Origin of the sequence: Streptomyces sp. A1136 (genome assembly GCF_004795055.1) — a bacterium.
GTDB lineage: Bacteria > Actinomycetota > Actinomycetes > Streptomycetales > Streptomycetaceae > Streptomyces.
Genome location: NZ_SSBJ01000010.1, coordinates 60,645 through 84,496 on the forward strand (window position 1 = coordinate 60,645; position 23,852 = coordinate 84,496).

30 protein-coding genes are annotated in these 23,852 nt (G+C 68.9%); 1 reads left to right on the plus strand and 29 read right to left on the minus strand.

Annotation, left to right across the window (positions count from 1 at the left end):
* Positions 1 to 8 precede the first annotated feature (8 nt).
* The 3 genes from E6R62_RS12110 to E6R62_RS12115 form a co-directional block, all read right to left on the minus strand.
* On the minus strand, positions 9 to 221 hold the full coding sequence (locus E6R62_RS12110; protein ID WP_136213367.1) for a hypothetical protein: 213 nt from the start codon (positions 219 to 221) through the stop codon (positions 9 to 11).
* A complete protein-coding gene (locus tag E6R62_RS39475) occupies positions 214 to 375 on the minus strand; it encodes a hypothetical protein (RefSeq protein ID WP_168714028.1) in 162 nt (53 codons plus the stop codon). The genes E6R62_RS12110 and E6R62_RS39475 overlap by 8 nt, the downstream gene beginning before the upstream one ends.
* 107 nt (positions 376 to 482) lie before the next feature.
* On the minus strand, positions 483 to 1,667 hold the full coding sequence (locus E6R62_RS12115; protein WP_136213368.1) for a helix-turn-helix domain-containing protein: 1,185 nt from the start codon (positions 1,665 to 1,667) through the stop codon (positions 483 to 485).
* A gap of 168 nt (positions 1,668 to 1,835) precedes the next feature.
* Here E6R62_RS12115 and E6R62_RS12120 point away from each other — a divergent pair, with 168 nt between their 5' ends.
* A complete protein-coding gene (locus E6R62_RS12120; protein WP_136213369.1) occupies positions 1,836 to 2,456 on the plus strand; it encodes a hypothetical protein in 621 nt (206 codons plus the stop codon).
* Between the two features lie 45 nt (positions 2,457 to 2,501).
* On the opposite strand, the gene E6R62_RS12125 is transcribed toward E6R62_RS12120, so the two are convergent.
* The 26 genes from E6R62_RS12125 to E6R62_RS12250 form a co-directional block, all read right to left on the minus strand.
* Positions 2,502 to 4,892 (minus strand): SGNH/GDSL hydrolase family protein, encoded by a 2,391-nt coding sequence (locus E6R62_RS12125; protein WP_136213370.1) that lies wholly within the window; start codon positions 4,890 to 4,892, stop codon positions 2,502 to 2,504.
* Between the two features lie 2 nt (positions 4,893 to 4,894).
* Positions 4,895 to 5,188 carry a hypothetical protein gene (locus E6R62_RS12130; RefSeq protein ID WP_136213371.1) on the minus strand — a complete coding sequence of 98 codons (294 nt, stop codon included), beginning with the start codon at positions 5,186 to 5,188 and terminating at the stop codon, positions 4,895 to 4,897.
* A gap of 29 nt (positions 5,189 to 5,217) precedes the next feature.
* A complete protein-coding gene (locus tag E6R62_RS12135) occupies positions 5,218 to 5,430 on the minus strand; it encodes a hypothetical protein (protein ID WP_136213372.1) in 213 nt (70 codons plus the stop codon).
* Positions 5,393 to 5,698, minus strand: coding sequence for a hypothetical protein (locus E6R62_RS12140; RefSeq protein ID WP_136213373.1), 306 nt, complete (start codon positions 5,696 to 5,698; stop codon positions 5,393 to 5,395). Before E6R62_RS12140 ends, E6R62_RS12135 begins: the two co-directional genes overlap by 38 nt.
* 32 nt (positions 5,699 to 5,730) lie before the next feature.
* Positions 5,731 to 6,114 (minus strand): hypothetical protein, encoded by a 384-nt coding sequence (locus tag E6R62_RS12145; protein WP_136213374.1) that lies wholly within the window; start codon positions 6,112 to 6,114, stop codon positions 5,731 to 5,733.
* 3 nt (positions 6,115 to 6,117) lie between these two features.
* Positions 6,118 to 6,936, minus strand: a complete 819-nt coding sequence (locus E6R62_RS40260; RefSeq protein ID WP_240801623.1) for a peptidoglycan recognition family protein — start codon at positions 6,934 to 6,936, stop codon at positions 6,118 to 6,120.
* A 232-nt stretch (positions 6,937 to 7,168) separates the two neighbouring features.
* A complete protein-coding gene (locus E6R62_RS12155) occupies positions 7,169 to 7,894 on the minus strand; it encodes a hypothetical protein (RefSeq protein ID WP_136213375.1) in 726 nt (241 codons plus the stop codon).
* Entirely contained in the window at positions 7,894 to 8,979 is a 1,086-nt protein-coding gene (locus tag E6R62_RS12160; protein ID WP_136213376.1) for a hypothetical protein, read from the minus strand. The genes E6R62_RS12155 and E6R62_RS12160 overlap by 1 nt, the downstream gene beginning before the upstream one ends.
* A complete protein-coding gene (locus E6R62_RS12165) occupies positions 8,979 to 10,010 on the minus strand; it encodes a hypothetical protein (protein WP_136213377.1) in 1,032 nt (343 codons plus the stop codon). Before E6R62_RS12165 ends, E6R62_RS12160 begins: the two co-directional genes overlap by 1 nt.
* Before the next feature lie 9 nt (positions 10,011 to 10,019).
* The gene (locus E6R62_RS12170; protein ID WP_136213378.1) at positions 10,020 to 10,862 is read right to left on the minus strand and encodes a phage tail domain-containing protein; all 843 of its coding nucleotides are present in this window, start codon (positions 10,860 to 10,862) and stop codon (positions 10,020 to 10,022) included.
* 14 nt (positions 10,863 to 10,876) lie between these two features.
* On the minus strand, positions 10,877 to 14,152 hold the full coding sequence (locus tag E6R62_RS12175) for a phage tail tape measure protein (protein ID WP_206308713.1): 3,276 nt from the start codon (positions 14,150 to 14,152) through the stop codon (positions 10,877 to 10,879).
* Between the two features lie 141 nt (positions 14,153 to 14,293).
* The gene (locus E6R62_RS12180; protein ID WP_136213380.1) at positions 14,294 to 14,554 is read right to left on the minus strand and encodes a hypothetical protein; all 261 of its coding nucleotides are present in this window, start codon (positions 14,552 to 14,554) and stop codon (positions 14,294 to 14,296) included.
* Positions 14,555 to 14,688: 134 nt separating this feature from the next.
* Positions 14,689 to 15,039 (minus strand): hypothetical protein, encoded by a 351-nt coding sequence (locus tag E6R62_RS12185; RefSeq protein ID WP_136213381.1) that lies wholly within the window; start codon positions 15,037 to 15,039, stop codon positions 14,689 to 14,691.
* Positions 15,040 to 15,146: 107 nt separating this feature from the next.
* Complete coding sequence (locus E6R62_RS12190) at positions 15,147 to 15,698, minus strand: hypothetical protein (protein WP_136213382.1); 552 nt, start codon at positions 15,696 to 15,698, stop codon at positions 15,147 to 15,149.
* On the minus strand, positions 15,698 to 15,922 hold the full coding sequence (locus E6R62_RS12195) for a hypothetical protein (protein WP_136213383.1): 225 nt from the start codon (positions 15,920 to 15,922) through the stop codon (positions 15,698 to 15,700). Before E6R62_RS12195 ends, E6R62_RS12190 begins: the two co-directional genes overlap by 1 nt.
* On the minus strand, positions 15,919 to 16,320 hold the full coding sequence (locus E6R62_RS12200) for a hypothetical protein (RefSeq protein ID WP_240801624.1): 402 nt from the start codon (positions 16,318 to 16,320) through the stop codon (positions 15,919 to 15,921). The genes E6R62_RS12195 and E6R62_RS12200 overlap by 4 nt, the downstream gene beginning before the upstream one ends.
* The gene (locus E6R62_RS12205; protein WP_240801625.1) at positions 16,317 to 16,592 is read right to left on the minus strand and encodes a hypothetical protein; all 276 of its coding nucleotides are present in this window, start codon (positions 16,590 to 16,592) and stop codon (positions 16,317 to 16,319) included. Before E6R62_RS12205 ends, E6R62_RS12200 begins: the two co-directional genes overlap by 4 nt.
* A complete protein-coding gene (locus tag E6R62_RS12210; RefSeq protein WP_136213384.1) occupies positions 16,589 to 16,942 on the minus strand; it encodes a hypothetical protein in 354 nt (117 codons plus the stop codon). The genes E6R62_RS12205 and E6R62_RS12210 overlap by 4 nt, the downstream gene beginning before the upstream one ends.
* A complete protein-coding gene (locus tag E6R62_RS12215; protein WP_136213385.1) occupies positions 16,939 to 17,349 on the minus strand; it encodes a hypothetical protein in 411 nt (136 codons plus the stop codon). Before E6R62_RS12215 ends, E6R62_RS12210 begins: the two co-directional genes overlap by 4 nt.
* 3 nt (positions 17,350 to 17,352) lie before the next feature.
* Positions 17,353 to 17,658 (minus strand): hypothetical protein, encoded by a 306-nt coding sequence (locus E6R62_RS12220; protein ID WP_240801626.1) that lies wholly within the window; start codon positions 17,656 to 17,658, stop codon positions 17,353 to 17,355.
* Positions 17,655 to 18,701, minus strand: coding sequence for a major capsid protein (locus tag E6R62_RS12225; protein WP_136213387.1), 1,047 nt, complete (start codon positions 18,699 to 18,701; stop codon positions 17,655 to 17,657). Before E6R62_RS12225 ends, E6R62_RS12220 begins: the two co-directional genes overlap by 4 nt.
* Positions 18,702 to 18,716: 15 nt before the next feature.
* A complete protein-coding gene (locus E6R62_RS12230; RefSeq protein ID WP_136213388.1) occupies positions 18,717 to 19,106 on the minus strand; it encodes a head decoration protein in 390 nt (129 codons plus the stop codon).
* A gap of 22 nt (positions 19,107 to 19,128) precedes the next feature.
* Positions 19,129 to 19,863 carry a hypothetical protein gene (locus E6R62_RS12235; RefSeq protein WP_136213389.1) on the minus strand — a complete coding sequence of 245 codons (735 nt, stop codon included), beginning with the start codon at positions 19,861 to 19,863 and terminating at the stop codon, positions 19,129 to 19,131.
* Positions 19,864 to 19,926: 63 nt separating this feature from the next.
* Positions 19,927 to 20,688: a hypothetical protein gene (locus tag E6R62_RS12240; protein ID WP_240801627.1), complete on the minus strand. Its 762-nt coding sequence runs from the start codon at positions 20,686 to 20,688 to the stop codon at positions 19,927 to 19,929.
* Between the two features lie 34 nt (positions 20,689 to 20,722).
* Positions 20,723 to 22,159 (minus strand): phage portal protein, encoded by a 1,437-nt coding sequence (locus tag E6R62_RS12245; RefSeq protein WP_136213391.1) that lies wholly within the window; start codon positions 22,157 to 22,159, stop codon positions 20,723 to 20,725.
* Between the two features lie 22 nt (positions 22,160 to 22,181).
* Complete coding sequence (locus tag E6R62_RS12250) at positions 22,182 to 23,840, minus strand: terminase (protein WP_136213392.1); 1,659 nt, start codon at positions 23,838 to 23,840, stop codon at positions 22,182 to 22,184.
* Between the last annotated feature and the right edge of the window lie 12 nt (positions 23,841 to 23,852).

Sequence of the window (23,852 nt, forward strand, 5' to 3'; positions counted from 1 at the left end):
GAACTCGCTCACGCCAACGGCTCGATGTTCGAGGCGGCCGTGGGCAGCTCGCGCCCGGACGGCATGCGGATGTACGCGATCGGTTTGTACTGCGGATCGCCGCGGACCTGACCGACCTCCTCGTACACCACGGCCATCAACTGGCCCTCCGTTCCGGAGGCGATATCCCGGACCGGGCACCGCAGTAGCGGATGCCAGAGGTGTTCGTACGCCTCAGGCATCGGGCTCGTCCTCGCCGCTCCCGGTGAAGCGCTGCCAGCCGGCGTGCGCGCGCTCAAGGAGATCGGCGCTCGGCTGGTAGACCACCGCAGTGTCGATTCGGGGGTCATCCGGGGTGTCGAGGCACAACACGCCTCGGGGGATGGGGCTCGTCACTGGTCACTCCCTACCGTCGTCAGCGGGTGGTGAGACGAGTGTGGGGGCAGCAAAAGGCCCCAACTGACACGCACTTGTGTCAGTTGGGGCCATAGGTTGACGTACGGTCAGACGCCCAGCCAGGAGCCATACGACAGGAACGAATCGGGCAACATTCGGTGAGCCGCCTCCAGGCCCGAGTACGTGTCCCGGACCGTCTGGTGATACCGCGCCTGCTGCGGCGCCGCCTTACGCGCCCGCAGCAGGTTCTGGAACGAGGCTTCGAGATCACCCGTCCACATCTGCGCCCGCGCCAACTCCGCGTAGTGATGCGACTTGCGAGACTTGGGCCAGTCCTGCGGGATGACCACCGCTCGGCCCTGCTGCGCCGCCTTCCCGTACTGGTCCAGCTCGGCCAGCACCGACACTCGGTGCACCTGCACGTTGGTCGGTCCGAACGCGAGGTAGTGCAGCGTGGCAGCCTCGCCCGTAGTTGCGGCGATTCGCTCGGCCTCGCCCAGGTGATCCTCCGCGAGGGCACCGTTCTGCGAGCGGCCCGCCATGACTGCGGCGCCGAGGTGGAGCTGGCCGGTGACGACCTCGCGTTCCTGGCCGGGTTCCGCCTGTTCCAGGATGGAGAGGCCGAGGGCGGTCAGGCGCTGGCCGGTGCGGTACTGGCCGTCGCGGAAGTAGGTCAGGGCCCGGAAGTACCGGTACATGCCACCCAGGGCGGCCGACGAGGCCCGTTCGGCGGCCCACTCCATGCGGGCCAGGGCGATGGCCGCCAGGTCGCCGTAACCCAGCTTGGAGGCCACGTCGTAGGCGCTGCGGTAGGTGCTGGCGAGCAGCCGCCAAAGCTCATCGGACGGAGCCGTGTGCGCGGCCGTGGTGACTTCCTGGATCAAAGCGGGGAGGAGGTTCGCGGCCTGCTTGATCTCGCCGGCGCGCACCGCGACGAGGAGGGTTTCCGCGTCATCGGAGAGGAGCGGGACCGGGCGGGGACTGATCTCGGGGTCGGCGCCGAGGTCGTACACGTCCAAGGCCTCACGGATGGGCCTTATCAGGACGTCGAGCTGGTCGGCGCGCAGCTCGGCCGTGAAGGGCTGCCCGACGATGGTGGCTACGTCCACGCGCAGGGCGCGGGCGAGGCAGGCCGCAGCGTAGGGGGTCGGGGGTCGTTCGCCCCGTTCGATCTTCGTGAGCAGGCTGGCCGAGATCCCCGCCAGCTCCGCCAGGGATTGTTGGGTGAGGTGGCGTTCGAGGCGCAAGCGCTTGATGCGCGCGCCGGTGTGGTCGTGCGGTAGAGAGTGCATACTGGCTCCCGTTCAGACTCGACACCTGAACGGTACCGGTACACGACAAAATCGCCCCCTCCCAGCCCGAAGGCTGAGAGGGGGCGAGCCGCAATTCGGCAACTTCCGTCACTGGTTGGCATACCGGGCGCTACGGTCTCCTCGTCCCCGCGACCTCAGGAGCCGACCATGCGCGTCAGATCCACCGTCATCCTCGCTATCGCCGCGATCACCCTCACCGCGTGCAGCTCGTCGAGCGACCCGAAGCCCTCGGATAAGCCAGCCCCACGCCCCAGCTCCTCCACGCCGGCCACCACTCCATCGCAGTCGGCCCCCGCGGCCGCCGCGCTCCAGCTCGGGCAGCCTGCCGAGACGGTCGGCGCTGGCGGAACCGGCCGGCTGGAGATCACGCCCACGAACATCGTCTACTCCACCGGCAACACTTTCACGAAGCCGACAAAGGCGACGTTCGCTTTCGTCGGCTACAAGGCGCGCGCGGTGACAGCGGTCGCCGCCGACCAGGTCGCGCCCATCGACGGCGGAGGCTGGAGCTGGATCGCGCCCGACGGGCAGGCCATCGCCCAAGGCAACGGGGAGGCCTACAACGTGACCGCCGAGTCCTTCAACGCGGGCCGCACGGTTCAGCCAGGCTCATTCGTCCTGGACGGGGCTGTGTTCGACCTCGACACCGTCCAGGCCGGGGGCACCCTCATCTACACCGACGGGGAGGGGAAGGCGTACCGGTGGACGATGCCGAAGCAGGACACGGGCCCCGAGGCCGCGCAGATCAAGAAGGAGCTCGCCTCGTAACGCACGAAGGCGCCCCCACCGCCCGAAGGCAGTGGGGGCGTCGTGCTACGCCGGCATCAGCTCGCGGATCGCTGCTGTGATGCGGCGCGCGAGGTAGACGTGGCCAGCGTCGGTGGGATGGACAGCGTCCGTGCCGATGTAGGTGTCGGCGTTGCCTGTGCCGGTGGTGGCTCCGACGCGGCCGGTGCCGGTGATCCACGGGCCGTGGGTGGTGACGAGGGCTCCGGTGGAGTCGTAGACGGAGCCGGTGACTGGGCTGATGAACGGGTAGCCGGCCACGGCCGCTGCCGCTTTGAGGGTGTTGTCGGTGTTGACGATGGACGCTGCTGGGCTTCCGGTGGGGGCCCAGCAGCCGATGACGTACACCTCGCAGGACGGGAGCCCGGTCTTGATTGCCGAGTACAGGCTGGTCGCAGCGGTGGAGATCGCGGACTGGCTGCCGCCGTTGTCGTTGTATCCGCCGAGGATGATTAGGCGTGTGGGGTTCCAGGCGATGACGTCGGCGTTGACGCGGTCGCCGAAGGTGGCGTAGGAGCCGGCGGTGATGTAGCCGGTGCCGCCGCGGCCTTGGCGCCACACGTCCGTGCTGCCGAGGAAGCGGCCTACGCGGTCGACCCATGTGCCGCAGCCAGCGCCGGTGTTCTGGGCTGAGCCGTCGCCGATGGAGTCGGTGAAACTCATGAGGCGCCCGCCTTGCAGCGGCACGCGCCACATGGTGGCGCCGGGCGGTAGGTAGACGCCGCCGAAGGGGAAGGTGGCGAAGTCGAGCCGGATCCGTCGCGGCCCTGTCGAGCCAAGGTCGAAGGTGATCAGGTGCCCCGAGCCTGCCGTGATGCCGCCGGAGCTCTGCATGAGGTCGGTGACCTTGCGACCGTCGATGCTGAGGCGGTACATGGTCGCCGTCGAGATGTACTTCATACGGACCTGGAAGTCCTTGGCGTCGGTCCCGAACTCGACGGACCAGACCCCTTGCCCGCTGGCGTAGGTGTTCGGGTACTTGCTCAACGGCAGGACGTAGTTGGTGTCGGGCGACGTGGCCCCGATGGCGAAGTTCCCGGCGCCCGCATAGGTGTACGGGCCGGTGACGTCCGAGCCTGCGAGCGCTACGCCCGCTGGCGCGTACTTGATGTACCCCGCGGTCGGCGTGGTTGTCGGGGCTGTGGAGATAGATGGCGCCGCCCCGGCGTAGAGCGCGTCTGCTGTGACCGGGTCGGGAAGGTGCCGCTGTCGCCAGGGGGCGGCGATGCCGGCGCTGCTGCTGTTCGTGATCAGCCCGAGATTGCCGAGAGCGGCGAGTACGCTGCTCAGGGCGGTGCCATCGGCGCGGGAGCCTGTGACGGTCGGCTGAGATACCGGGGAGGCTCCGTAGAACCCGGCAGTGTTGGCGGCACCGTTAAGGGTGTGACGGACTGTCCCGCTGGCGCCCTCGACTTTGAGGACGGTGTTGATCACCCGCGCGGCCCCGGTGGTGTTCAGCCCGGCCAGGAAGGCAGTGCCACCCTCGACCGCGGCAAGGCGGGTTATCGCGTCGTTCAGATAACCGTCGAGCGCGTCCCCGGCCGCTGCCGAGTAGAACTGGGTATTCGCCCACGCGCGGTCGCCGTGCGGGTCGACGGCATCCTTATGCACGTTGACCTTCAACTGGGCGCCGGCGGCGGTCTCCAGGGCGGCCGTGTCCGCGATGCCATGCACGCTCGTGGTGTCGGCCTCGTGTGCGGCGAGAGCCGACGAGGCTGCTGTGGTCGCAGCCGTCAAGGCCGCGGTCGCCTTGCTCTGGGCGCCGGCTTGCGTTTCGAGCACTGCCGTGTCGGCGATGCCATGAACGCTGGTCGTCGCGGCTCCATGGGAGGCCAGGGCGCTCGCTGCTGCGGCACGGTCACCGTGAGGATCAGACGCTGTGGTGTGGGCTGCGACTTTCGCGGTCGCCCCGGCCGGCGTCTCATAGGTGGCGTTAGCCCGGGCGACCTCGCTCGCAATGGCCCCGTTGGTGTACGCCTCGGCGTCGGCGTTAGAGCCGTCCGCCCCACGTGGGCCCGCAGGACCCGTATCTCCAGGGGGCCCCTGGGGCCCTACCACGGGGGTGTACACGGCCGCCCCCGGGTCTGCGGCCACCAGTTTCGCGATGCTGATCGGCCCGCCGTCACCCACGGGAAGCGCGAACACCCGCTCGCGCGCGGGCAGACCCTTCAGACGTTCCTCGTAGTGCCAGTAGCGGCCTTCGGCAGGCTCCACCCCGGGGGCGTCTGTACGCCCGAGGGCGTGCGACCACTGTCCCGCCCAGTCCAGGACGAACTCGCCGCCGCCTGGGTAGATGGTCTCACCGGCCGTGTCCGTCCACACCAGCGGAATCGGCGTGAGGATGACTCGGCCCTCGGCGGGTTCCCCGGTTGCCGGGTTGGTGTACGTCTCGTGCACGATCCGTGTTGGCAGCGACATCGTCATACCTCCGACCGGTCGCGGTGCTGCGCACGTATGACCATCCATGTCCGTTGGATCATGAGTCCGGCGATGGTCAGCAGCACGAGGGTGCGGACGCTCCGGAGTAGGGCCGCCGTGCAGCCGACGGGCCAGAGGGTGATGAGCACGGTGTACAGGCACAGGGCGCCGACCGCCCCGGCGAAGCCCATAAGATTCCGGCCGACATCCGACCGCCACCAGGGCGCCCGGTGGTGGTAGACGCCAGCGAAAGCAGTGCAGGCAAGGAAGGCGACTGCGGACGCAATCGTGTTCACCCACTCATCCACGCCCAGGTCACGCAGCATCACGTGCCCCCTCTCAAAGCCGCGGAGATGCGCTCCGCGAAGTGGTTCTCCAGGCGGGCCCGGCGCAGCATGCTCGCCGCGGCCTCGACCTCCGGCCGGCGGGCCTCGGCCTGGCATCGCGCGTTCTGCGCCCGCGCGAGTGCGCCCTCGGCGCTGCGCTGCCCCGCCGTCCGCCTACCCCTGCCGATCAGGCATCGCAGCCAACGCACCATCTGAGTCCACCTCCTTCGCCCGCGGAAGGGAGGTCAGGACGTGCCCGGCCGTGCGGGACAGTTCGAGCAGCTCGGTGACCTGCTCGCGCTCGGCCTGGCGGGCTGCCTCAGACTCCGTATGTGCGGCCCGCCAGGTGTCCCGCTCCTCCCGCATGTCGAGCAAGGTCGACCGTGGGACGAGCCGGCCGGTGAGGATGAGAAGGACGACGAGGACGAGGAGTCCCGAGACTCCGAGATCAGTCGGAGAGAGCCCGAACAGCTCGGTCATGACACCGCCCTCCTGTGTGATCTGCGGCAAGGTCAGACGCCTTGCAATCCCGTCGGCTGGTCCGGGCGGGGCTGCGCGGCAAGCTGACGAGCCGGGGACGGGGAGACCTGCGCGCGGGTCAGGAGGGTCAGCACGGCCAGGACCGTGGTGTTGACCGCGCCGATGGTGCCCTGGCTGACGTCGTAGCCGTACGCGGCGACGAGCACGGCGCCCGCGGCGACGACCGCTGTGAATGCCTGCGGGGCGATCGGGCGGGTCATGGCCGCGGCGATCGCGCCGAGGATCGCGGTGGCCGCGCCGACGATGGCCGCGGCCTGACCGGCCGTGAGGCTGGTGACGCCGAGGGAAACGATAAGTCCGAGCACCGCGGAGAGGGTGTTGAGGACGACGACGGGTTCTCTGCCGAGGATCTTCACGGGTCAGCTCGCCTTCGGCGGGGTGGTCGCGGTCTTGTCGTGGACGGTCACGTCGACGTCGACGGTGCCAGCCGCGAGGGCCTCGCTCACGGCCTTCTTCACGGCCGCGCCGACAGCCGCCGCGTCGAGGTCGTGGTCGGCGGCGACGAGCTTCACGAGGCTGTCGATGGTGGCCTGCTGCGCGGCCAGGTCGTGCTTCTGGCCCCAGGCCATCGCATTGAGCTGGCCGAACCAAGAGTCCATCCAGGACCGCTCTTCGGGGGTCATGAGTTCCTCCTCAGTGGGCGCCGGGTTCGGCGCCGTGGTGGTGGGATCGGGTGCGCCGCTCGCGCGGGCGGCGATGGCGGGGAAGATGACGTCGTTGAACTGCCTCACTCGGGCGTCGCCAGGGCAGGCGGTGCCGCCTATCGCCCAGTCGGAATGCAGGCGGTGGTAGCCGTAGCCCGGGTCTGAGGCGGTGCGGCAGATCCGCAGCGGGATGCCGTGCTGGTGGTGCGCCCACACGCCGAGCCGAATCAGCGTCTCCACCTGGGCGGGCGTCCACGGGTCGCTGTGGTTGTCGTTGCTGGCCGACTCCAGCGAGATCGCGCCGGTGCCGTCGGAGCGTCGGTTCGCCAGGTAGTTGGCGTCGGCCCGGGTCTCGGTCCCGATGTACTGGGCGACGACGCCGTCGTACCCGAGGCCGAAGTGCGACTCCAAGTTCGTGCTGTCGCGCCAGAATTCGTAGGTGCGCTGCGGTGTCCACGGGGCAGCGATGCTGTGGTAGATCACCTGTGTCGGTCGGATCGCCGGCTGGCTGTCGCTCTCCGGCTGGAGCTCCATTTTGGTAGCTCCGGGATACCAGGCCATAAGGCCTCCTGGGCATAAGGAAGCCCCCGACTCGGCGGGGGCTTGAGATGGGTGGTCAGGTGGCGGCGTCCCCGTCGCCGGGGTCCGGAGCCGGCGGGATGACGATGTCCGGCGGGTTCGCCTCCGAGGGCGGTAAGGGAAGGTCAGGCATCTCCATCACGCGATCCCGCGGCAGCGGTTCCTCAGGTGTTGCCACAGCCACCCCCTACGACTTGATCGTCCATGCGCTCAGCACCTCGCACCGGGTGTTGCCGCTGCCGGAGAGCACTCGGGCCTGAACACGAAGATCCACGGTGTCGAGATGCGCACCGGGCAGAGCGAAAGGCCCGATCGTGCTGGTGGTCCCGCCGGAGAACGTCGTGCTGATCGTCGTCCCGGTGGCCACGCCGTTCACCATCAGCCGCACCTGACCGGTGGCGCCCGCAGTGTCGTTGGTGTGGGCGATGACGACAGTGGCCATCGCGTGCTGTTTGTAGATCGCCGTCTGGTGGACGTCCACGAAACTGCCGCTATTGGTGCCCTCCCAGTCCAGGTACCAGGCCCGGCCGAAGGAGAACGGCAGGTAAGGGCCGGCCAGACCGAGCCCCGAGATCGGGTCGTCCCCGAGCAGCGCGTTCCCCGACCGGTCGTACAGCATCCAGGACTGCCGATCCACGCCGGTCACCGCCGGTTGGGCCTGGACCGCAGTGACGAGGGAGCCGTCCTCCCGATAGGTGCGCACGCCCTGCTGCTCGGACCCGTCCAGGTGCGGGTACTCGGCGATCGGCCCGGTCTCGACGATGAGAGTGCCCGCGGGAGTGTAGGTGCGGAGCGCGCCTGTGCGTTCGGAGCTGCGGGCCGCTCGTAGTTCTCTGATCTCGCGTTCCAGGCGCAGCAGCCGGCGGGCGAATCCGTCCGGCCCGTCGGGCAGTAGATCGGCGGGGCTCGGCATCAGCCCTCCAGCAGTAGCGGGGTGAGCTTGTCGGCCTTGGTGTCGAGGTCCCAGCCAAAGGCGCGGGCCACGACCGAGGCGCCGTTCGGGTGCCGCGGGGAACGGGTGATCTGAATACTGATGCTGTCGCCCAGGCCCCAGGTGCTGCCCAGGCGTGGCGCAGCGGACGCGACCGCATCCACCGTCCACGTCCGGGCACCCTGTTTCATCAGCTCCAGCGTCGCCTGCGCGTGCGCGTTCAACTGTGTGACATCGGTGATGCCCGTGCCCGGCGTGTAGCGGTGGACCCACCGCGGCCAGCCGGCGGCGATCAGATCGGTAGCGGTCTGCACGTCGGATACGACCCGCGCGTCCCCCTCACCCTCACCGGATGCCTGGACCACCGTGGCGCCTCTGCCCTGCTCGTAGGACTCCGAGAGTCGGTAGGAGGCGATACAGCCGGGCAGGTCGAAGACTGCCTCCGGACGCCCGTCGATGGCACCGATCGTCGGAGCGATCCGTACCAGCAGTTGAAAGGCGGTGCGGTCTGCATCCGCCCACTGCACGTCCACCGTCCACTCCGGTGCTCCGGCCATCTGGCTGATGGTCTGGATCTGCGAGAGGACGGTCTTGTCGTCGAGGTCGAGCGTCAGATAGTCGATGAGGAGCCCGGACGCGGTGACGTCGAACAGGAACGGCGGGCCGGCCGTGACGATCCCGGCGGCCAGGTCGGCCATAACCGTGGACGCGTCGATGGCCGCTTCGCTGTAGGTGCCCGGGTAGCGGCGGTCGAGGTAGCCCTCGGGGCTGCATGCTCCGATGCCGATCGCCCCGTCGGAGCCGCCTTCCCGGGTCAGGATGATGCCCGCCCACACGGGGTAGCCCGTGGTGTCATCGACGGCCACGATCATGGTGCGGCCAGGGTCGGTGGCCGCCGCCCACTCGGTGGGGATGTTGTCGCCCAGCAGCAGCGTGAAATTGCAGCTCGTGACCGCGCCGAGCTTCCGCGACAGGCCCTGTGTCGGTTCCAGGGACGGGAGTTCCTCGGTGATCGCGCCCGTCAGCAGGTCGCATCCGTACCAGGTCAGCGTGAACGGAACGTTCATCAGGCCGCCTCGTAGGCGAGTTGCATGGTCATCAGGGCGCCGGATGCCCAGCTATAGCTGAGTCCGCCCGGCGACTGGTAGCCGAGGTCGGACTGGCGGAGCGCGTAGAGGATGGCTGTCGTCGCGGCCGACGTGACGACCGGGGCGAGCGGCTTGAACGGGTTCACGCCATCCCAGAAATAACCCGTTCCCTGCCACACGCTGTCGGACGCCGTCACAGCGGCCGTGGGCAGCGTCATCGTGACGTTGCTGGAGTTCATCGTCGAGCCAGTGCCCCACTTGAGGGTCGCGATGACCTCGACCCGGTTTCCGATACGGGTCCAACGGCCCTTGCTCACGGATGACCCGGCCGTGGCCAGTCCTCCACCCCACGTGGGCGTATACGCCGTCCAGTCGCCCTGCGACGCCCAGGCGCTGCCGGTCCAGAACTCCAGCGTGTTCCGCACGGTGTTGTAGCGGGCCTGCCCCGCGTACAGGCCCGCGGTCGCGAGGCCCGTACTGCCCACGGGCAGGATGCCGCCGGGCGCCACGCTCAGGTCACGGGCCGTAGTAGATACGGTTGCGGCTCCCGTGCCGCCGCTGGCCGACGATGGGACGGTGATCGTGGCGAGGACGGTGTAAATCTCGGTGGCGCCCGGGGTCGGCGCTACGCCGCTGCCTGCGGTCCCGGCCAGGTAGACCGTGTCCGCTTTGCTGAACCCGCTGGAATCGACTGTGTTGTCCCAGACGCGGACGTACACGAGATCGATGCGGGACAGGCTGGCGTGCGCTGCGGCGAGGGTTCCGGGCGAGGTCGCGGCGAGCTGGTAGCGGTACAGGCCCTGACCGGTGCGCCACGCGGAGCCGGCGCCCGCGCTCACGTTGATCGTAGTGCCGGCGAGGGTGACGGCCAGGCCGGGATCGCCGGGGCGTACACCCGCGCGGGCGCCGCCTGCGGTCGAGTTGGCCATGGCCATCAAGACGTCCATTTTGCGGACTTCGAGCTGGTCATACGACAGCCCGGAGAGCCAGGCGGGATCGGTAGCGACCACAGCAGGTCCTTACATCCAGGCCGAACGGGCGGTGCCCGTCAGCAGTGCGGCGGGGTCGTATGAGGAGGCGGTCCACTGGATCGCCAGCGATGAGCCGGGGTCGATCTCCGGCCAGGAGGGTTGCGCGGACAGGAACCGGCGCCGGCCGGTCGTCCCGTTCAGGACCACGGAGTGGGCACCGCAGTCGATGACGAGGGTGTCGCCGACGCCGAGGGTGTCGGAGTAGGCGAGCTGCATCGTGGAGCCGTCCGGGCGTTCAGCGACGATCACCGGCTCTACCACCGGGCCTGTGATGGTGAAGACGGGCCGGGTGCCGATGCTGCCCGCGTTGACGAGAGAGAAGGTGCCGCCGGTCGAGGTGGTGGTGAAGACGATCGGGAACGTCAGGGGGAAGGTCAGGCCGCCTGTAGTGCTGGGCAGGCCCGCCGACTGCGACTGTTCAACTGCCGCATACCGGCGCGGGTCAGCCGCCGTCACGAGCAGCGAGTACGACGCCTCATACGGGCCCGCCCGCTTGACCAGGGGTGGCCCTGAGCGCCGTACCGTGACCTGCCGCGGGATGGAGTCCTCCACCAGGAGAGTGGTGTCGGTGAGGGAGTCGGCGACAAGGAGCTGGTCAATTGCGGCGTCCAGTGATGCCTCGTCGGGCGCGACGAAAACCCCCTCGATGGTGATGGGCCGGGCGCCGAGGTAGACCTGGGATGGCCAGGCGCCGTGGTCGGCCTGTCGGGGTGACAGGTCGGCCCGGACGCCTGGCGAGTCCCAACCTGTGAGGTCGGTGACAATCCACTCCACCCCGGCGTCGTCCGTCCCCGTGAGCGGGAGCGCTCCGAGGGTGACAGGGATCGCCACGGGTCCCCCCTTCTTTAGGCGACGAAACGCATCTGCCGCACCAACTCGGCAGCCTGCTCCGCGCTCGTCATCTGCGAGCCCTGCAAGGTGATGTGGTACTGCCGCTGGTCACCTGCGCCACCCGAGGCGAGGGCCGCGCGGGCCACCTCCCACTGCGACCCGGTGAGCACGGCCTCCGGGCGCCCGGTCCCGTTGACGACCGGGGTTACTCCGGGCATCAGCCAGCCGCCGCTGTCGTAGCCGCCGGGCTGGTTGTAGGCCCGGGCGATGGACCCGTACCGGTCGAGGGCGTACCGCATCGAGGCGTAGATGTTGGCGAGCGGGTCGTAGATGCCGCGTGATCGGAGCGGCCCCGCGTAGGCGTTGAAGGTGCTGCCGATGGTCTGCATGAGCCCGCGGCTCGGATCACCGGCCATCGCGTTGGAGTCCCAGTTGTTGATCGCGTAGGGGTTGCCGCCGGACTCCTGGTTCATGCGGCGCAGCGTGGTCTGGAGCAGGCTGGCGGGCTGCCCGAGCATGGATAGCGCCTGGAGCACGACCGGCGCCCAACGCTGCACGCCCGAACCGCCGACGTCGCTGCTGCCGAAGCTGCCTATGAGGCTGACAACCTTGTCCTTGAGCGAGGAAAGGATTTTGGTCGGGACGCCGGCGATGAGCTTGCCGTATCCGCTGCCCGCGATGCTGGCGATCTTGTCGCGGATGAAGCCGGTCGCGGACTGCCACGCCTTGCCCGGGTTGGTGATCAGGTCGGTCATGTCGCCGAAAAAGTCGCCGACTGAGCTTGCCGCGCCCTTGATCCAGCCGACGACACCCCCGTCCTTGAAGCGTTGGACGGGGCCGCCTTCGGCGAAGCCGGGGAGCGTGCCGTTGCGGTTGATGTAGTCGAGGGTTCCGAAGCCGAGCTTGCGTGCAGAGTCCCGACGGATGACGTACTCGTCGGCCATCATCAGCGCGGGAATGGAGTCCCGGCCGGGTATTCCACCGTAAGTGCGCCCACCAGAGGCGAATTTGATGGGGTCGAGCGTGTCGACGTGCACGAAGTCCGCGATGGTGTTCCATACCTTGCGGATGCCGTTGTTGTAGACGGTGTCGATTACGAACTGGACGGGCTTTCGGGTGATGTCCTTCAAGCTATCCCAGATCAGGCCGATCGCGGTGATTCCGTTGTGGAAACTGTCCTTCACGTTGTCGACGCCGCGCTTGAGGAGCTCAAAGGCCGGCTTGATGCCGGATTCCCAAGCCGCATTGATGGCGGACTTGATCCCTTCCCAGACTGGCTTGATGGTGCTGTTCCAAAAATTCATGAACAGCGGAACCAAAACCAGCTCGACGTAGGCAACGAGGATGTCCCAGACCAGCTTGATCCGCCCCCACGTCTCTTGGATGAAGCCGGCGATCCAGCCGAATACCGGCTGCACGACCACGTCCCAAAGCCACGACAGGACGGCGGCCACATTGTGTATTTGGACCATGATGTTGTCGAACGCGGGTTTGATCCCGTTGGTCCACAGCCATATGGCGCCTGCGGCTATCAGGTCCCAGATCGGTTTGATCGCGACGTCCCACAGCCAGCCGAAGATCGCGCCGAGCAATTTCACCGCAAGGTAGATCGGCGTGATGAGGATGGTGAGGACGATCGCCGCCAGGATGCGGGCTGCCGCGCCGATGAAGCTGAACACCGGCTGCAAGACGGTGCTCCACAGCCACATCGCGGCCGAGCCGATGGCGTTCAGGCCGACCATGAGGCCGTCGAACCCGGGCTTGAGGAAGGAGTTCCAAAGGATGCTCCATCCGGCCTGGATACCGGCCCACGTCGCCTGCACGATGGCCCGGAACGAGTCGGACTTGTTGTAGGCGACGACCAGCAGCGCGACGAGCGCCGCAATGCCGGTGATGATCAGCCCGATCGGGTTCGCGTTCATCACCGCGTTCAGAACGCCCTGAACGATCGCGTACCCGCGCGTCACGGCGGATGCGGCCAGGATCACGCCCCGGTAGATCGAGAACACGGCCGTCATCGCGGCCGTCGCGATGGCGGACGCGTTCAGGGTGATCGTCAGACCTGCGACTGCGATACCCAACGGCAGCAGCCACGCCCCGTACTCCTGCACCCAGCGCACGCCGCCCATGAACGCGTTGGCGACCGTGACCAGTGCTGGCGCGACGTCGGTCATGAAGACGCGGCCCGCCTCGCGCAGCACGGGCAGCACGTTCGTGTTGAGGAAGCCGCCGAACTGGACGAGCGCCGGCAGGATGTGCGTGGTGATGAAGTCGGACAGGCCTTGCAGCACCTGCCGCTTGAACACCTCGATGGACTGCCCGGCCCCACTGCTGAGCGCGGTACCCATACGGTCGGCGGCGCCCGCCACCTGCCCGATCGCGGCCGTGGCGGTGGACGGGTCGAGAGCGAACAGCGCCTGCTGCAAATCCTCGGCCTGCGTACCGAACAGGGCTACCGCGATCTGCGATCGCTTCGCGGGGTCCGGTACGGCACGCAACCGGTCCAGCACCTGATCGAGGCCGGCCGCAGCCTGCGGGCCGCCCTTGGCGAAGACGGCCGTCATCGCGTCACCGGACAGGCCCAGGGCCTTGAAACCCTCCGCGCTGGTAGTCGATCCGTCCTTCGAGCGGATCGCGAACTCCTTGAGCGCGTCCGCCACCAGGTCGGAGTCTCGGGCACCCGCGTTCAAGCCCTGGGTGAGCAGACCGAGGGCCTGCCCCGCGCTCAGGCCGAGGTCGCGGAATTGAGTCGGATACTCATTGAGGGTGTCCAAAAGGTCGCCGGCTTTGTCGCCGCCCTTCTGAAACCCGACGGTGATCAGGTCGAACGCTTCGCGGGAGTCCTTGACCAGGCCGGTGCGGACTAGCTGTCCGGCGGCCTTCGCGGCGTCGCCCACGTCCGCGTCGAATGCCGTGGCCAGGTTGAGGGCGCTCTTGGTGAGCGCGTCCACGTCCTTGCGGGGGGCGCCGACCGCGAGGATTCCGTTCTGGGTGAGCGTGCGCAGCGACTCGTTGACCTGGTCGATCGACTCGCCGTAGCCCTGGGCGTAGATGCTGCCGGCCGCCTTGCCGAGCTGAGCTGACTCCTTGGGCCCCAGTCCGAGCTGCGCGGCGAGCTTCGCCTTGCTCGCGGACTGCTCCAGCGCCTGGCCGAACGCGGCGGTGAACAGGACTGCGCCCGTCGCGGCGACGGCGCCGATACCCGCCTTCATCGCGCCGCCGAGCGTGGACAGCATGTTCCGTCCGGTCGCCTGCCCGGCTTCATCGCCGAGCTGGGCGCCGACCTGCACGGTCGGCCGGCCGATCTGCCGCTGGAGTTCGGCGGCGAAACCGCGCGCCGAGGGCACGATGGAGACGTAGCCGACAGCCACCTCGGTCGCTGCTGAGGCCATGACGGGCACCGCCCTTCCGGATGGTTGGGCGGCGCGCGACTACGCGGCGGCGCGTGCTTGCATTCGTTCGCGATGGGCGAGGAGATCATCAGCCGTGATCTTTTTGCGCTGCCGTCGGCGGCCGGGACGGTCGTACGGTTCCGGCGGCGGCGACTGCTCGTGCCTCTTGAGCCCGGTGTTGGCGCGCTGCCAGTTCGCGATGTGCGCGGCTTCGATCGCGTCAGCTTGGAGGTGCTCCGCGAGCCCCCACAGGCCGTCCTGGTCTCCCAGTGCCAGCCGGGTGCGGGCATTGCCCGGCATCTGGCGGACGAGAACTGCGAGTTCCCGCCAGGTCAGGCCGGCGCTGCCGCAGGTGTGGCAGGTGCGCCACAGGTCGGAGAGGCGGACCTGGTAGTGCTGGCGCAGGTCCGCCTCGACGGCCTCGCCGTGCTCCCTCAGGAGTCCGACGAGGCCGCCGATTCCCCCGGCTTCATGCCACAGTGCGCGTGGTAGGCCTCGAACAGCTTCTCCACCTTGTACTGCGGCAGACCGACCTTCTGGAACTCGGCCCACTCGTCCTCACCGAGGGCCTGCCGGAAAGCACCGACCATGGCCGCCGCGTCGCCGAGCTGCGCCGCGGTCATCAGCGGCATGATGTCCAGGGCCTGGAGGTGGGCGAACTCCCAGCGACGGCCGCTGTACTGGAACACGAACGGGGTCAGCTCGACCTCGGACTGCACCGCGTCAAGGTTGAAGTCGAACGGCTTGTCGTCCGGCCGGCGAGCGGCCTTCTTCTGCGTCGTCATGGGCGCGGGTCTCCTTCATGTGCGCGCGGGTCTGCCAAGGGGTGAAGGCGGACGGTCCGGACCCGCGCCGGTCGGACCGCCCGCCGCTTGAGTGCGCCGGCCCGGGGTTACGGGACGACGGCTTGCGGGTCGTTGGTGATGTCCAGGTAGAGGACGTCCGACGAGGAGGGGTAGATGGTGATGGTCAGCTCGAACGCCTGGAGCTCGGAGTCGGACAGGGTGACCTCGCCGACCTCGCTCACCTCGCCCTTGGGGATAACACGCCGCGTGGTGAGGAGCCCGTCGTGCAGTTCCAGCAGGAACGCGCGCGGGTCACTCTTGGGGATCTTGATGGTCCGGGTGGTGACCCCGCCGGTCGTCGCAGCGGTCGAGTTCGGGTTGACGAGCCCCCACACGACGAGGTTGTCCTCAAGGCAGGTCACCTTGATCTGCCGCTTGTGCTTGGACTTGGTGGTACGGACGAGCTTGCCGCCCCACGCGTACAGGTCGCTGGAGTCCTGGTCACGGGACTCGGACGCGCCGTCCTCGGACAGCAGCCCAGCCGGCTTCCACGCAGCGGCCAGCGCGGTCACGATGTCGGTCGGGGCGGTCGTGCCCACGGGCGCGACGTAGAAATCCGCGCCCTCCCACAGGCGCGGGTTGTCGGTGTTCCCGGCCATCAGCCCTCACCTCCAGCAGTCTTGCCGCGGGCGGCGGCGGGCTTTTCGGCGGCGGCCGGGGTGGGCTGCGGCGCTCGGGCGTCGGTGTTGTCGCGATCGGCGATACGGACCATGCCGTCACGGATGAGCTGGCGTGCCTCATCGTCGGGAAGGTCTGCTGTCTCGTCGGGGCCGTACATGGCGCCGTCCGCTGTGGTCAGCGGGTAGGCGAAGGTCACCCTCATAGGGCCGTTCCTCTCAAAGTGATGTCGAAGGTGAAGGCGAACCGCGCCTGGCCGGACGCCGGGTCGGGCAGCCACTGCGGCCCGCCCACCGCGGGCCGGGCCAGCGTCGTCCCGCTGTACGCGCCGCGAGCCGCCCCCAGGAGCGCCCGGCAGAGCTGCATCAGGTCATGCGCGGATACCTCATCGGCGCCCCAGCAGTGGACATCGAGGCGTGGCCGGTCGGTGACCGGTGACGAGGCCGGGCCGCCGATCCGCTCGATCCGCACGAACCTCGCAGGCCGTGGGGAGGGGACGCGGGAGCCAACCGGAGCAGTGTCCCCACGGGCCGCGAGCCGGGCCCGTAGGTAGCCGGTCACCACCGCAACGGCGTCCGGCATCAGCACCGGCGGGGCGCTCACCCGGCCCCGCCTTCCAAGCCGCGCAGCAGCGCACGCCGGGATGCCTCCGGATCGGAGGTCGCATAGTCGCCCATGACCGCTCCGCGCGCCCGGGCCCCTTCCTCGGCGAGGTCGGTACGGAACTGGCCGTGCCCCGGGTCTGCCGCGGCAACGGCCGCTGTCTCTATCTCGCGTACCTTGCGGGCGATCACGTCCCTGATGCCGGCGGCTTTCAGGAACGCGGCGATGTTCTGCCGGATGGGGATGATCCGTGTTTCGTCCACCGGCGTCACCCCTCTACGGTTCGTAGCCTGATCTCGTAGTGGTGCAGCTCAGACGGTTCCCACGCGGGGCCCGGCGGGCCGATCACCTCGAACACGGCGCTGTTCCAGTGCACGCGGTCCCGGCCGTAGACGAGGAGGTCGGCCCCGTCGGTGGTGTACGGGTTGCAGATCAGCAGCCAGTCGCCGATCTGCGCGTCCCGCTGGTCGGTGTCCTCGGCGCCGCTGCTCTGCTGCATCCACGCCCGCACCGTCGCCCGGGTTGACGCCGCCCAGTCGGGAACCTGGTTGCCGTACCGGTCCGAGACCAGGCCCGGGTGCTCGACATCGACGAGATGCGGAAGCAGCTCCTCCCCGATCACAGGACCCTCGGCCAGCAGCCGGCCGGATCATCGCGCCACCTGGGCATCGCCGTGTCGACGAGCGTGAGCGAGTAGGCGCCGTCGGCGTCCGGGTCAGTGACGTCGGGCGGCTGGAGCTGGGCGATCTCCTCCGCCGTGACGTACAGGCCGCCGTTCTCGCCGAGGGTCTCCGAGTACTGGCCGATCGTGCGCTGCCGGTACCCGCCGCCGTTGGCGATCACCCGCCGTGTGATCGCCACCGCGATGGCCTTCGTCGTCCCCGTATCGGGGACGTATCCGGTGGGGATGTGGCGGCGCATCAGCGCGGACGCGTCGTCCAGGTACGCCTCGACCTGGAGCCGCTTCCGCGCGGACAGGACCACGTCGGCGCGCGCCTCGTAGTCCTCCACCGTCGCGAACGCGGCCACCGGCTACTCCTCCCGCTCGATCACACCGCCCGCTTCGAGATCGGCGATGATCTGCTCTCGCGTGGACTCGCCAGCGGCGTACCCGTTCGCCTCGGCGTAGGCCGCCCAGGCGTCCCGGCCCGAGCCCCGCCCGGAACGCGGCGGGGGCCCGGATTCATCACCGCCACCGTCGGGCAGCTCGGTGTCCTCGGTGTCCTTCGCCCACGCGTGCTCGCCGATGCGGGCCGCAACAGCGGTGGGAACCTTGTCGTCCGGGCCGTACGTCTCACCGTCGACGTGGACGTACGCGATCAGCCGTCGCTCGCTCATGCCAGCACCTGCGCCTTGAACGTCAGGTTCGGCTCGCGCAGGACCGGGATACCGACCGCGGCCGCGTGCGTCCACAGGCGCACGGGGTCCTTGGTCTTCCACATGCCGGCCACGACGCCGGGCTGGTCGCCGCCCTGGAGCGCGTAGTCGTCCTCCAGTGACTCGGCGGTCGTACCGAGCAGTGTCGCGCCCAGGTCGGTGGGCTGGCCTGCGGTGGTCGGGCCGGGGTCCGGGAGCAGGGCGATCGCGTTCGCGGGGGTGATGCGGGTGGCGACGCCGTCCAGCTTGACGCGAGCGTCGTACAGCTCGATGGGCGGCAGGCCCAGGGAGCTGAGCACGTTGTTGACCTGGTCGTTGGTGGCCATGGGTGCGGTGCCGGCCGGGGCCAGCGGGTACACCTGCCGGATGACCTGGTCGCACTGCGTCATGTGCTGGAGGACTGCCTTGGGCATGAGGATGACGCCGGGCGTCTCGCCGTTGGTGTCCTCGTAGGTCTGCACCCACGACTGGAGGTCGGTCAGCGGGGTCGCGGTGGCGTGGACGGACCACAGCGTGGCGGCGACCACCGAGTGGGAGCCGGTGCGGCCGAAGTCGATGGTCTGCTTGAGTTCGGTGATCGGCACGGACGCGTTGACGAGCGCGGCGCCGCGGGCGACCTCGAAACGGGCGCCGATGTTGCGGGCCAGGCGGGCCGCGTCACGGGCGATGAACGGCAGCGCGTCGGTGCGGGTGAGCTGCCGCAGCCGCAGCCGGTCGTACTCGTTGAGGGGGATCTTCTCGCTGATCGGGGGCAGCTCGCCCATGACCTTGCTCAGGCCCTCACGGCGCCCGATCTTCGATTCGGTGTCCCACGCCCGGTAGGACGCGGCCTCGGCGAGACCGCCACCGCCCTTGAGGAACTCGAAGTTGATGTCGTCGACGGCGACGTTGGGCAGCCACCGCGACAGGGTGAAGCGGTTGATCTGCTGGTCGGCGAGTGCTGCCCGGATCAGGCCGGTCAGTTGTGCGGGCTCGATGAATTCGGTGTCCAGGACCCAGCTCATCTAGATCATCTCCTCTCAGACGAACCGGATCGAACCGGCGACGTCCGTCTTACCGGCGGAGTCGACGGCGACGGGAAGGCGGGACTCCCGGACCTTGCCGTGCGTGAGCATGGCGGCGGCCGGGTCGAGGGTGTTGACCGTCGGCGCGGGAACCGAGGCGAACAGGAACCCGACGAGGGTCTGCCTGCCGTCCGTCGCCGCGTTGTCGTAGGGGCCGTACTTGCCGCCGGAGGTCACCATCCCCAGGGGGATGCCCGAGATGAAGAAGCCGTTCGGGTAGTGGGTGCCGGAAGTGAACAGGCTGGTGTCGAGAACGATCGTCTCGGTGGCCTGCGTTCCGTGCTCGGAGCCGAGCCACGACTGGTCGTCGCCCGCGAACGTGGTGGTCTTGATGCTGAGTTCCATGGTGTGATCCCCTCCGAGATCATCAGGTCTTAGTGCCGCCAAGCAGTTGCTTGTACAGCTCGGCGCCGTCAGCGACGGTCCCGCCGCCCTTACCGCCGTCCGCGCGCCGGCGCGTGCCCTGGTAGCCGCCGCCGGCAGGTCGACGGCGGCGCGTGTCGCGTTCGTCCGGCTCGTCGTCCTCGCCCTTGTCGGCCTTCTTCGGGGCCAGCCGGTTGACGAGTTCACCGATGGCGTCCTCGTCGACTTCGCCGTCCTCGTCGACGTACTTCTTGAGGTTCACGTCGTCGGCGACGTCCTTCGCGTTCTCCAGCCGCCCGGAAGCGGCCGCGAGGAACGCGGAGCGGGCGACGCGTACGCCGGACTTCACACGTTCTTCCGCGCGGGCTGCGGCGACAGCCTCGTCGACCTTCTTGTCAAGGTCGCTCATGCCCTCACGCTTGATGCGCGCAAGCTCCTTGGCCGCGGCCGCGTTCTCCTTGGCCCTGGCTTCGTGCTTGCGCATCAGCGCCTTGTACTTCTCCGCCTCGGCCTTGTGGTCGGCCGTGTCGTCGCCCTGGCCGTCGTCGCCACCGTCCTCCGTGTCGGAGTCGTCGGTGTCGTCAGCCTGGTCGCCGCCCTCGCCGTCGCCGTCAGAGGCGCCGCCAAGGATCGGCCAGATCGGGTACAGCTCGCCGGGCGTCTCGCCGGGGCGGGCCTTGCGCCAGCCGAGAGCGGTCTGCCCGGTGTGGGCGTGGCGGGGCAGCGTGCGCTGGGGCATGGTGATGTCTCCCGTGTCGGGGGGTGGTGTGCTGGGGGTGCTGCGCCGTGTCGGCGCGGCACGTCACGCGGCCGGAATGTCTTCCGGGCCGGTGAAGTTCTGGCGGCGGACGGCCAGCAGGGGGCCGATCTCGCCGTGCTCGCGGGTGATGATGATTTGCCGGTAGTCCGGGGCGCGGCCGCCTCGGTCCGATTCACCCAGGTCCCGGGCGATCGCGTCGTGGGCCTGCTTCAAAAGGCCCTCGTCGATGATCTGCCCCGGGTCCTTCCCCGTGAGGAGAGGCTCGGGCTTGCAGTGACAGCCTGGATGGATCGGCATCAGGTTCTCCACCCGGTACCGCTGCGTCGAGGCGATCGTGCACAGCGCGCAGTTCTTCCCGCCCGACAGCCGGCGGCGGAAGAACTTGGCGCCGGTGCGCTTCATCGACTGCTGCGCCGCGTGAGTGCGTGCGAGCTGGAGGTCGGTTTCGGTGATGCTCAGCAGCCGGTTCCGTCCCTGGCTGACCGCGTCCGCGAGGTCGTGCCCGCGAGAAAGGGCGGTGCGTGCCTGGACGAACGGGCGCTCATACACTTGCGCCGGCGGTGTGCCGCGCAGCGCCTCAGGGAGCTGGACACCGGCCGGGGCTGCGCTCTGGCCGGTCATGTCGGAGACAAGCGCGCTCAGGTAGGCGTCGGTGACGGCGCCCATCTGCTGCTGTGCGCCCAGTACGACCGGCACAACCTGGTTGACGAACTCGGCGGCCGCGGCATCGCGGTAGTCGCCGAGCCCGTCGAACGCCCCCAGGACGAACGTGAGCAGCCGGTCCCGCAGGGCGCCGGTCAGCACGTCGTACCGGTCGGTGAGTGCGGCCTGGAGTGCCTCACCCATTGAGTGTCCCGGCCTGTCCGACGTCGGGAAGGTTCCCGGCGGTCGCAGCGGGGGCCGGTGCAGGCAGGAGCGACGCGGCGAGCAGCGCCTGCGATGCGGCGCCCGCGGTGATGCGCCGCACCCGTGACGGGGTCTCACCCATCTCCTCGGCAATCACGTCCAGCGGGTAGCCGATCGACTTGAGCTTGGTCGCGGCGTCGGCCTTGATGGCGAGGCTGATGTGCGCCGGGTTCGCCCACCGCACCTCGGCCTCGGTGTAGTCCTCAGGGACGCCAGCCTGCGCCGCGGCGAGGCTCATGACGTCCTCGAAAGCCTCACCGAACGCGGCGATGTGCTCGCGGATCTTCGCCACGTGCAGGATGTCCAGGGCGTTGATGGTGTCCGCGCTGATGTTGATGAGGTCGCCCGCGTAGTAGTAGGCGGGGGTCTGGGACAGGATCAGCATGTCCCGGACGTCACTGGCGTGTTCCTTGAGGAAGCCGCTGAGGTCGGTGGCGTCGAGCTGCCCGAACTGGGCGTTCTCACCCTCGGATGCCCAGATCGCCGACGGGGATGGCACGAAAGGCTGCTCGACGGTCATCAGCCCCGTGACGGGGTCGACCTTCTTCGCGAACTTGTGGCCTTTGATCCACTTCTGGCGGAACCCGGAATATCGGGAGGCGGCCATCCGGTTCAAAATGCCCATGTTCACCCGGTCCTGAATGTCCATCACCCCGGCGAACTCGGGGCTCGGCTCCTCGCCCAGGTCGGGCATGCGGGCGAACTCCACCAGTTGCATCATGCCCAGGTCATGGGGCTCTCCGTTGTCACTGGGGCCGACGTAGTCCCAGGAGTCCGGGCCCCACGGCAGCCGCGTCCCACACCTCTCCTTCGTCTTGTACGGGAATCGTGTGTCGTCGTACAACACCCACGCGTACCCGTAGCCGTCGATGCTGTTGTGGATGGCCTTGAGCCCTACGTAGGGCTCGCCGGTCTCCGGGTCGTACTCGACGATGCACTCGCGCGGATGCTCGGGGGTGATCAGCGGCGACGGCCGGCCGTTCTCCTCCACCCTGCGCGGGTGCGGGCCGACCATCATGTAGCCGGTGGCCTGCGACATCGCGGCCCGGAACACGAGCTTCTGGCGGGAGTCGAGCCGGTTGGCCTGCCACCAGCGCGACGCCCGATCATCCGGCTCCCCGTCCGGGCCCGTCACACCGAGTGCAAAGAGCCGGTGTACGGACGCGTTCGAGATGAGCTGACAGAAGTTCGTCCGCGACTTCCGCTGAAAGTCGACAAACGCCTGCTGTGCGTTGCTGGGCAGTTCCGGCAACGGCGGCTCACCGCTGTAGTACCGCCACCACTCCTCAAGCTGCCCTTGCCGCCGGCGCAGCTTGCGGCCCAGTCGCAGCAGCCACCAGTCCGGGGTGTCCGGGGTCTCGTCGAGCACGCCGCCCCCTTCCTGGAGCTGGTCAGAACGTGAAGCCGCCCATTTCCTCGGCCTCGACCGCCAGGCCCGCCGCGATTGCGTCGAGACGGCACTGCCAAGCGAGGACGGCCGCGATCACGGCGTCGATCTTGTTCGCGGAGTCCGGGTGCTCCTTCATGATCTGAATCCCGGAGCGGGTCTTACGGCGACGCGCGTTCAGCGCGTGCCGGGTCAGCACCGACGACCCGTCGTATGTCAGCTCGCCCTCGACGACCGCCGTGTGGAACTTCTCCAGCGCCCGCACGATCAACGTGCTCCGGCCACCGGTCATCCACCACTCGATCGGATGATTACGCGTGGCCTGGACCTTGAGCCGCGGCCCGTAGGCCGCCTCCCAGTCCGCGACATGGGACTCCCACTTCGCGGGGTCCGCGTAGAAACCGACCACGTCGTACCGCTCGAACGTCTCGGCAACCTCGGCGAGAACCTCGACCACGGGAACCTGCCAGTCCTTCCCAGCCAGGCCCACGGGCTGTTCCCACACACGGATCGTGAAGAGATGCCCGTCCGAGAGTCGGCACCCGACCAGCGCGGTCGCGTCCGTCACGCCGCGGGTCCGCTTGCGGGACCCGTCAAACCCGAGCGTGATCCGGTCCCCGGGCTCGATCTCCTTACCCAGGTCGGACACGGCGCGCATCTCCGGCTCGGACAGCCATGAGTCTGCGGCGTGCGTGATCTGGTTGAGGTAGTCGGCGCGCAGGTCCTGCACGTCGTTGCTGGTGTCGTAGAAGTCGGCGGTGAGCCGTTCGATCGGCGACCAGCCTGGCGCGCACGGCGGATCGTGGAGGACGCACCCGTCGGGATGGTTGGAGCTGTCGCCGTAGGCGTACCGGAGTCCGGCGACCAGCGACGCCTCGTCGTCCAGGTCGGTCTCGCCGGGCGCCTCACGGTGGTCCACGAGGATGCCCGTGCCGCGCGAGCGCCCATCGAGGATGGCCTGGTAGTCCGCAGCGGACTGCTCGGCCACGGACCCTTCACCGGGCGTGAACGCGTTCGGCGTCTCGATCAGCGACCCGCCGAGCTTGCCCGCGTTGAACCGCATGGTCTTCGCGAGCCGGCGGCCGCCGTTGCCTTCCTTCCACTCCTCCGTCTGGTCCATGATCGCGAAACAGGCCGGATTGCCCTTCGTGGACGCGGCACTCGACGTGATCGGCTCGATCTTGCCGCGCGGCAGATACACCACCGTGTCGAGCGCCTCGACCCCGTAGTCCCCGGCCAGCGACCCGCCCCGCGCCATCTCCAGCAGCGGCAACCACGAGTTTTCCGTCTGCTGCTCCGACACCGCTGCGAGTTGGATCAGCGGGGTGCGGATCGACGACCACGGACGGCCCACCGGCTCCCCGTGCGCGTCGAAGCCGTCCGCGACCACATCCGCGCACGCCTCGGCCAGCGCGATGGCCCCCAGGAACGGGCTCTTTCCCCAGCCTCGCGAGCGGGACAGGACCCCGCGCCGGATCAGCCGCCTCCCGGTGTACGGGTGCAGCTCGTAGAACCGGCACAGGAACTCAGCCTGCTCCTTCGTCGGCACGAACGGCTGGTACTCGTCCAGGCCCGGCTGCGCCAGGTGCTCGATCATCCAATCGAGGACGTACCAGCCCAGCGTCGGCAGCTCGCCCTCGTACTCAGGCCCCCGCCACGGCACGACGGCCCCCTG

Excerpts from the sequence above, each read along its gene's own strand:
- E6R62_RS12155 (WP_136213375.1), bottom strand. The coding sequence starts at position 7,894 with ATGCCGAGCCCCGCCGATCTACTGCCCGACGGGCCGGACGGATTCGCC.
- E6R62_RS40260 (WP_240801623.1), bottom strand. The coding sequence starts at position 6,936 with ATGGAGCTCCAGCCGGAGAGCGACAGCCAGCCGGCGATCCGACCGACA.
- E6R62_RS12125 (WP_136213370.1), bottom strand. The coding sequence starts at position 4,892 with ATGTCGCTGCCAACACGGATCGTGCACGAGACGTACACCAACCCGGCA.
- E6R62_RS12235 (WP_136213389.1), bottom strand. The coding sequence starts at position 19,863 with ATGCCCCAGCGCACGCTGCCCCGCCACGCCCACACCGGGCAGACCGCT.
- E6R62_RS12195 (WP_136213383.1), bottom strand. The coding sequence starts at position 15,922 with ATGAGGGTGACCTTCGCCTACCCGCTGACCACAGCGGACGGCGCCATG.
- E6R62_RS12220 (WP_240801626.1), bottom strand. The coding sequence starts at position 17,658 with ATGAGCGAGCGACGGCTGATCGCGTACGTCCACGTCGACGGTGAGACG.
- E6R62_RS12110 (WP_136213367.1), bottom strand. The coding sequence starts at position 221 with ATGCCTGAGGCGTACGAACACCTCTGGCATCCGCTACTGCGGTGCCCG.
- E6R62_RS12225 (WP_136213387.1), bottom strand. The coding sequence starts at position 18,701 with ATGAGCTGGGTCCTGGACACCGAATTCATCGAGCCCGCACAACTGACC.
- E6R62_RS12115 (WP_136213368.1), bottom strand. The coding sequence starts at position 1,667 with ATGCACTCTCTACCGCACGACCACACCGGCGCGCGCATCAAGCGCTTG.
- E6R62_RS12160 (WP_136213376.1), bottom strand. The coding sequence starts at position 8,979 with ATGAACGTTCCGTTCACGCTGACCTGGTACGGATGCGACCTGCTGACG.
- E6R62_RS12185 (WP_136213381.1), bottom strand. The coding sequence starts at position 15,039 with ATGACGACGCAGAAGAAGGCCGCTCGCCGGCCGGACGACAAGCCGTTC.
- E6R62_RS12180 (WP_136213380.1), bottom strand. The coding sequence starts at position 14,554 with ATGCCGGGCAATGCCCGCACCCGGCTGGCACTGGGAGACCAGGACGGC.
- E6R62_RS12135 (WP_136213372.1), bottom strand. The coding sequence starts at position 5,430 with ATGGTGCGTTGGCTGCGATGCCTGATCGGCAGGGGTAGGCGGACGGCG.
- E6R62_RS12230 (WP_136213388.1), bottom strand. The coding sequence starts at position 19,106 with ATGGAACTCAGCATCAAGACCACCACGTTCGCGGGCGACGACCAGTCG.
- E6R62_RS12140 (WP_136213373.1), bottom strand. The coding sequence starts at position 5,698 with ATGACCGAGCTGTTCGGGCTCTCTCCGACTGATCTCGGAGTCTCGGGA.
- E6R62_RS12120 (WP_136213369.1), top strand. The coding sequence starts at position 1,836 with ATGCGCGTCAGATCCACCGTCATCCTCGCTATCGCCGCGATCACCCTC.
- E6R62_RS12190 (WP_136213382.1), bottom strand. The coding sequence starts at position 15,698 with ATGGCCGGGAACACCGACAACCCGCGCCTGTGGGAGGGCGCGGATTTC.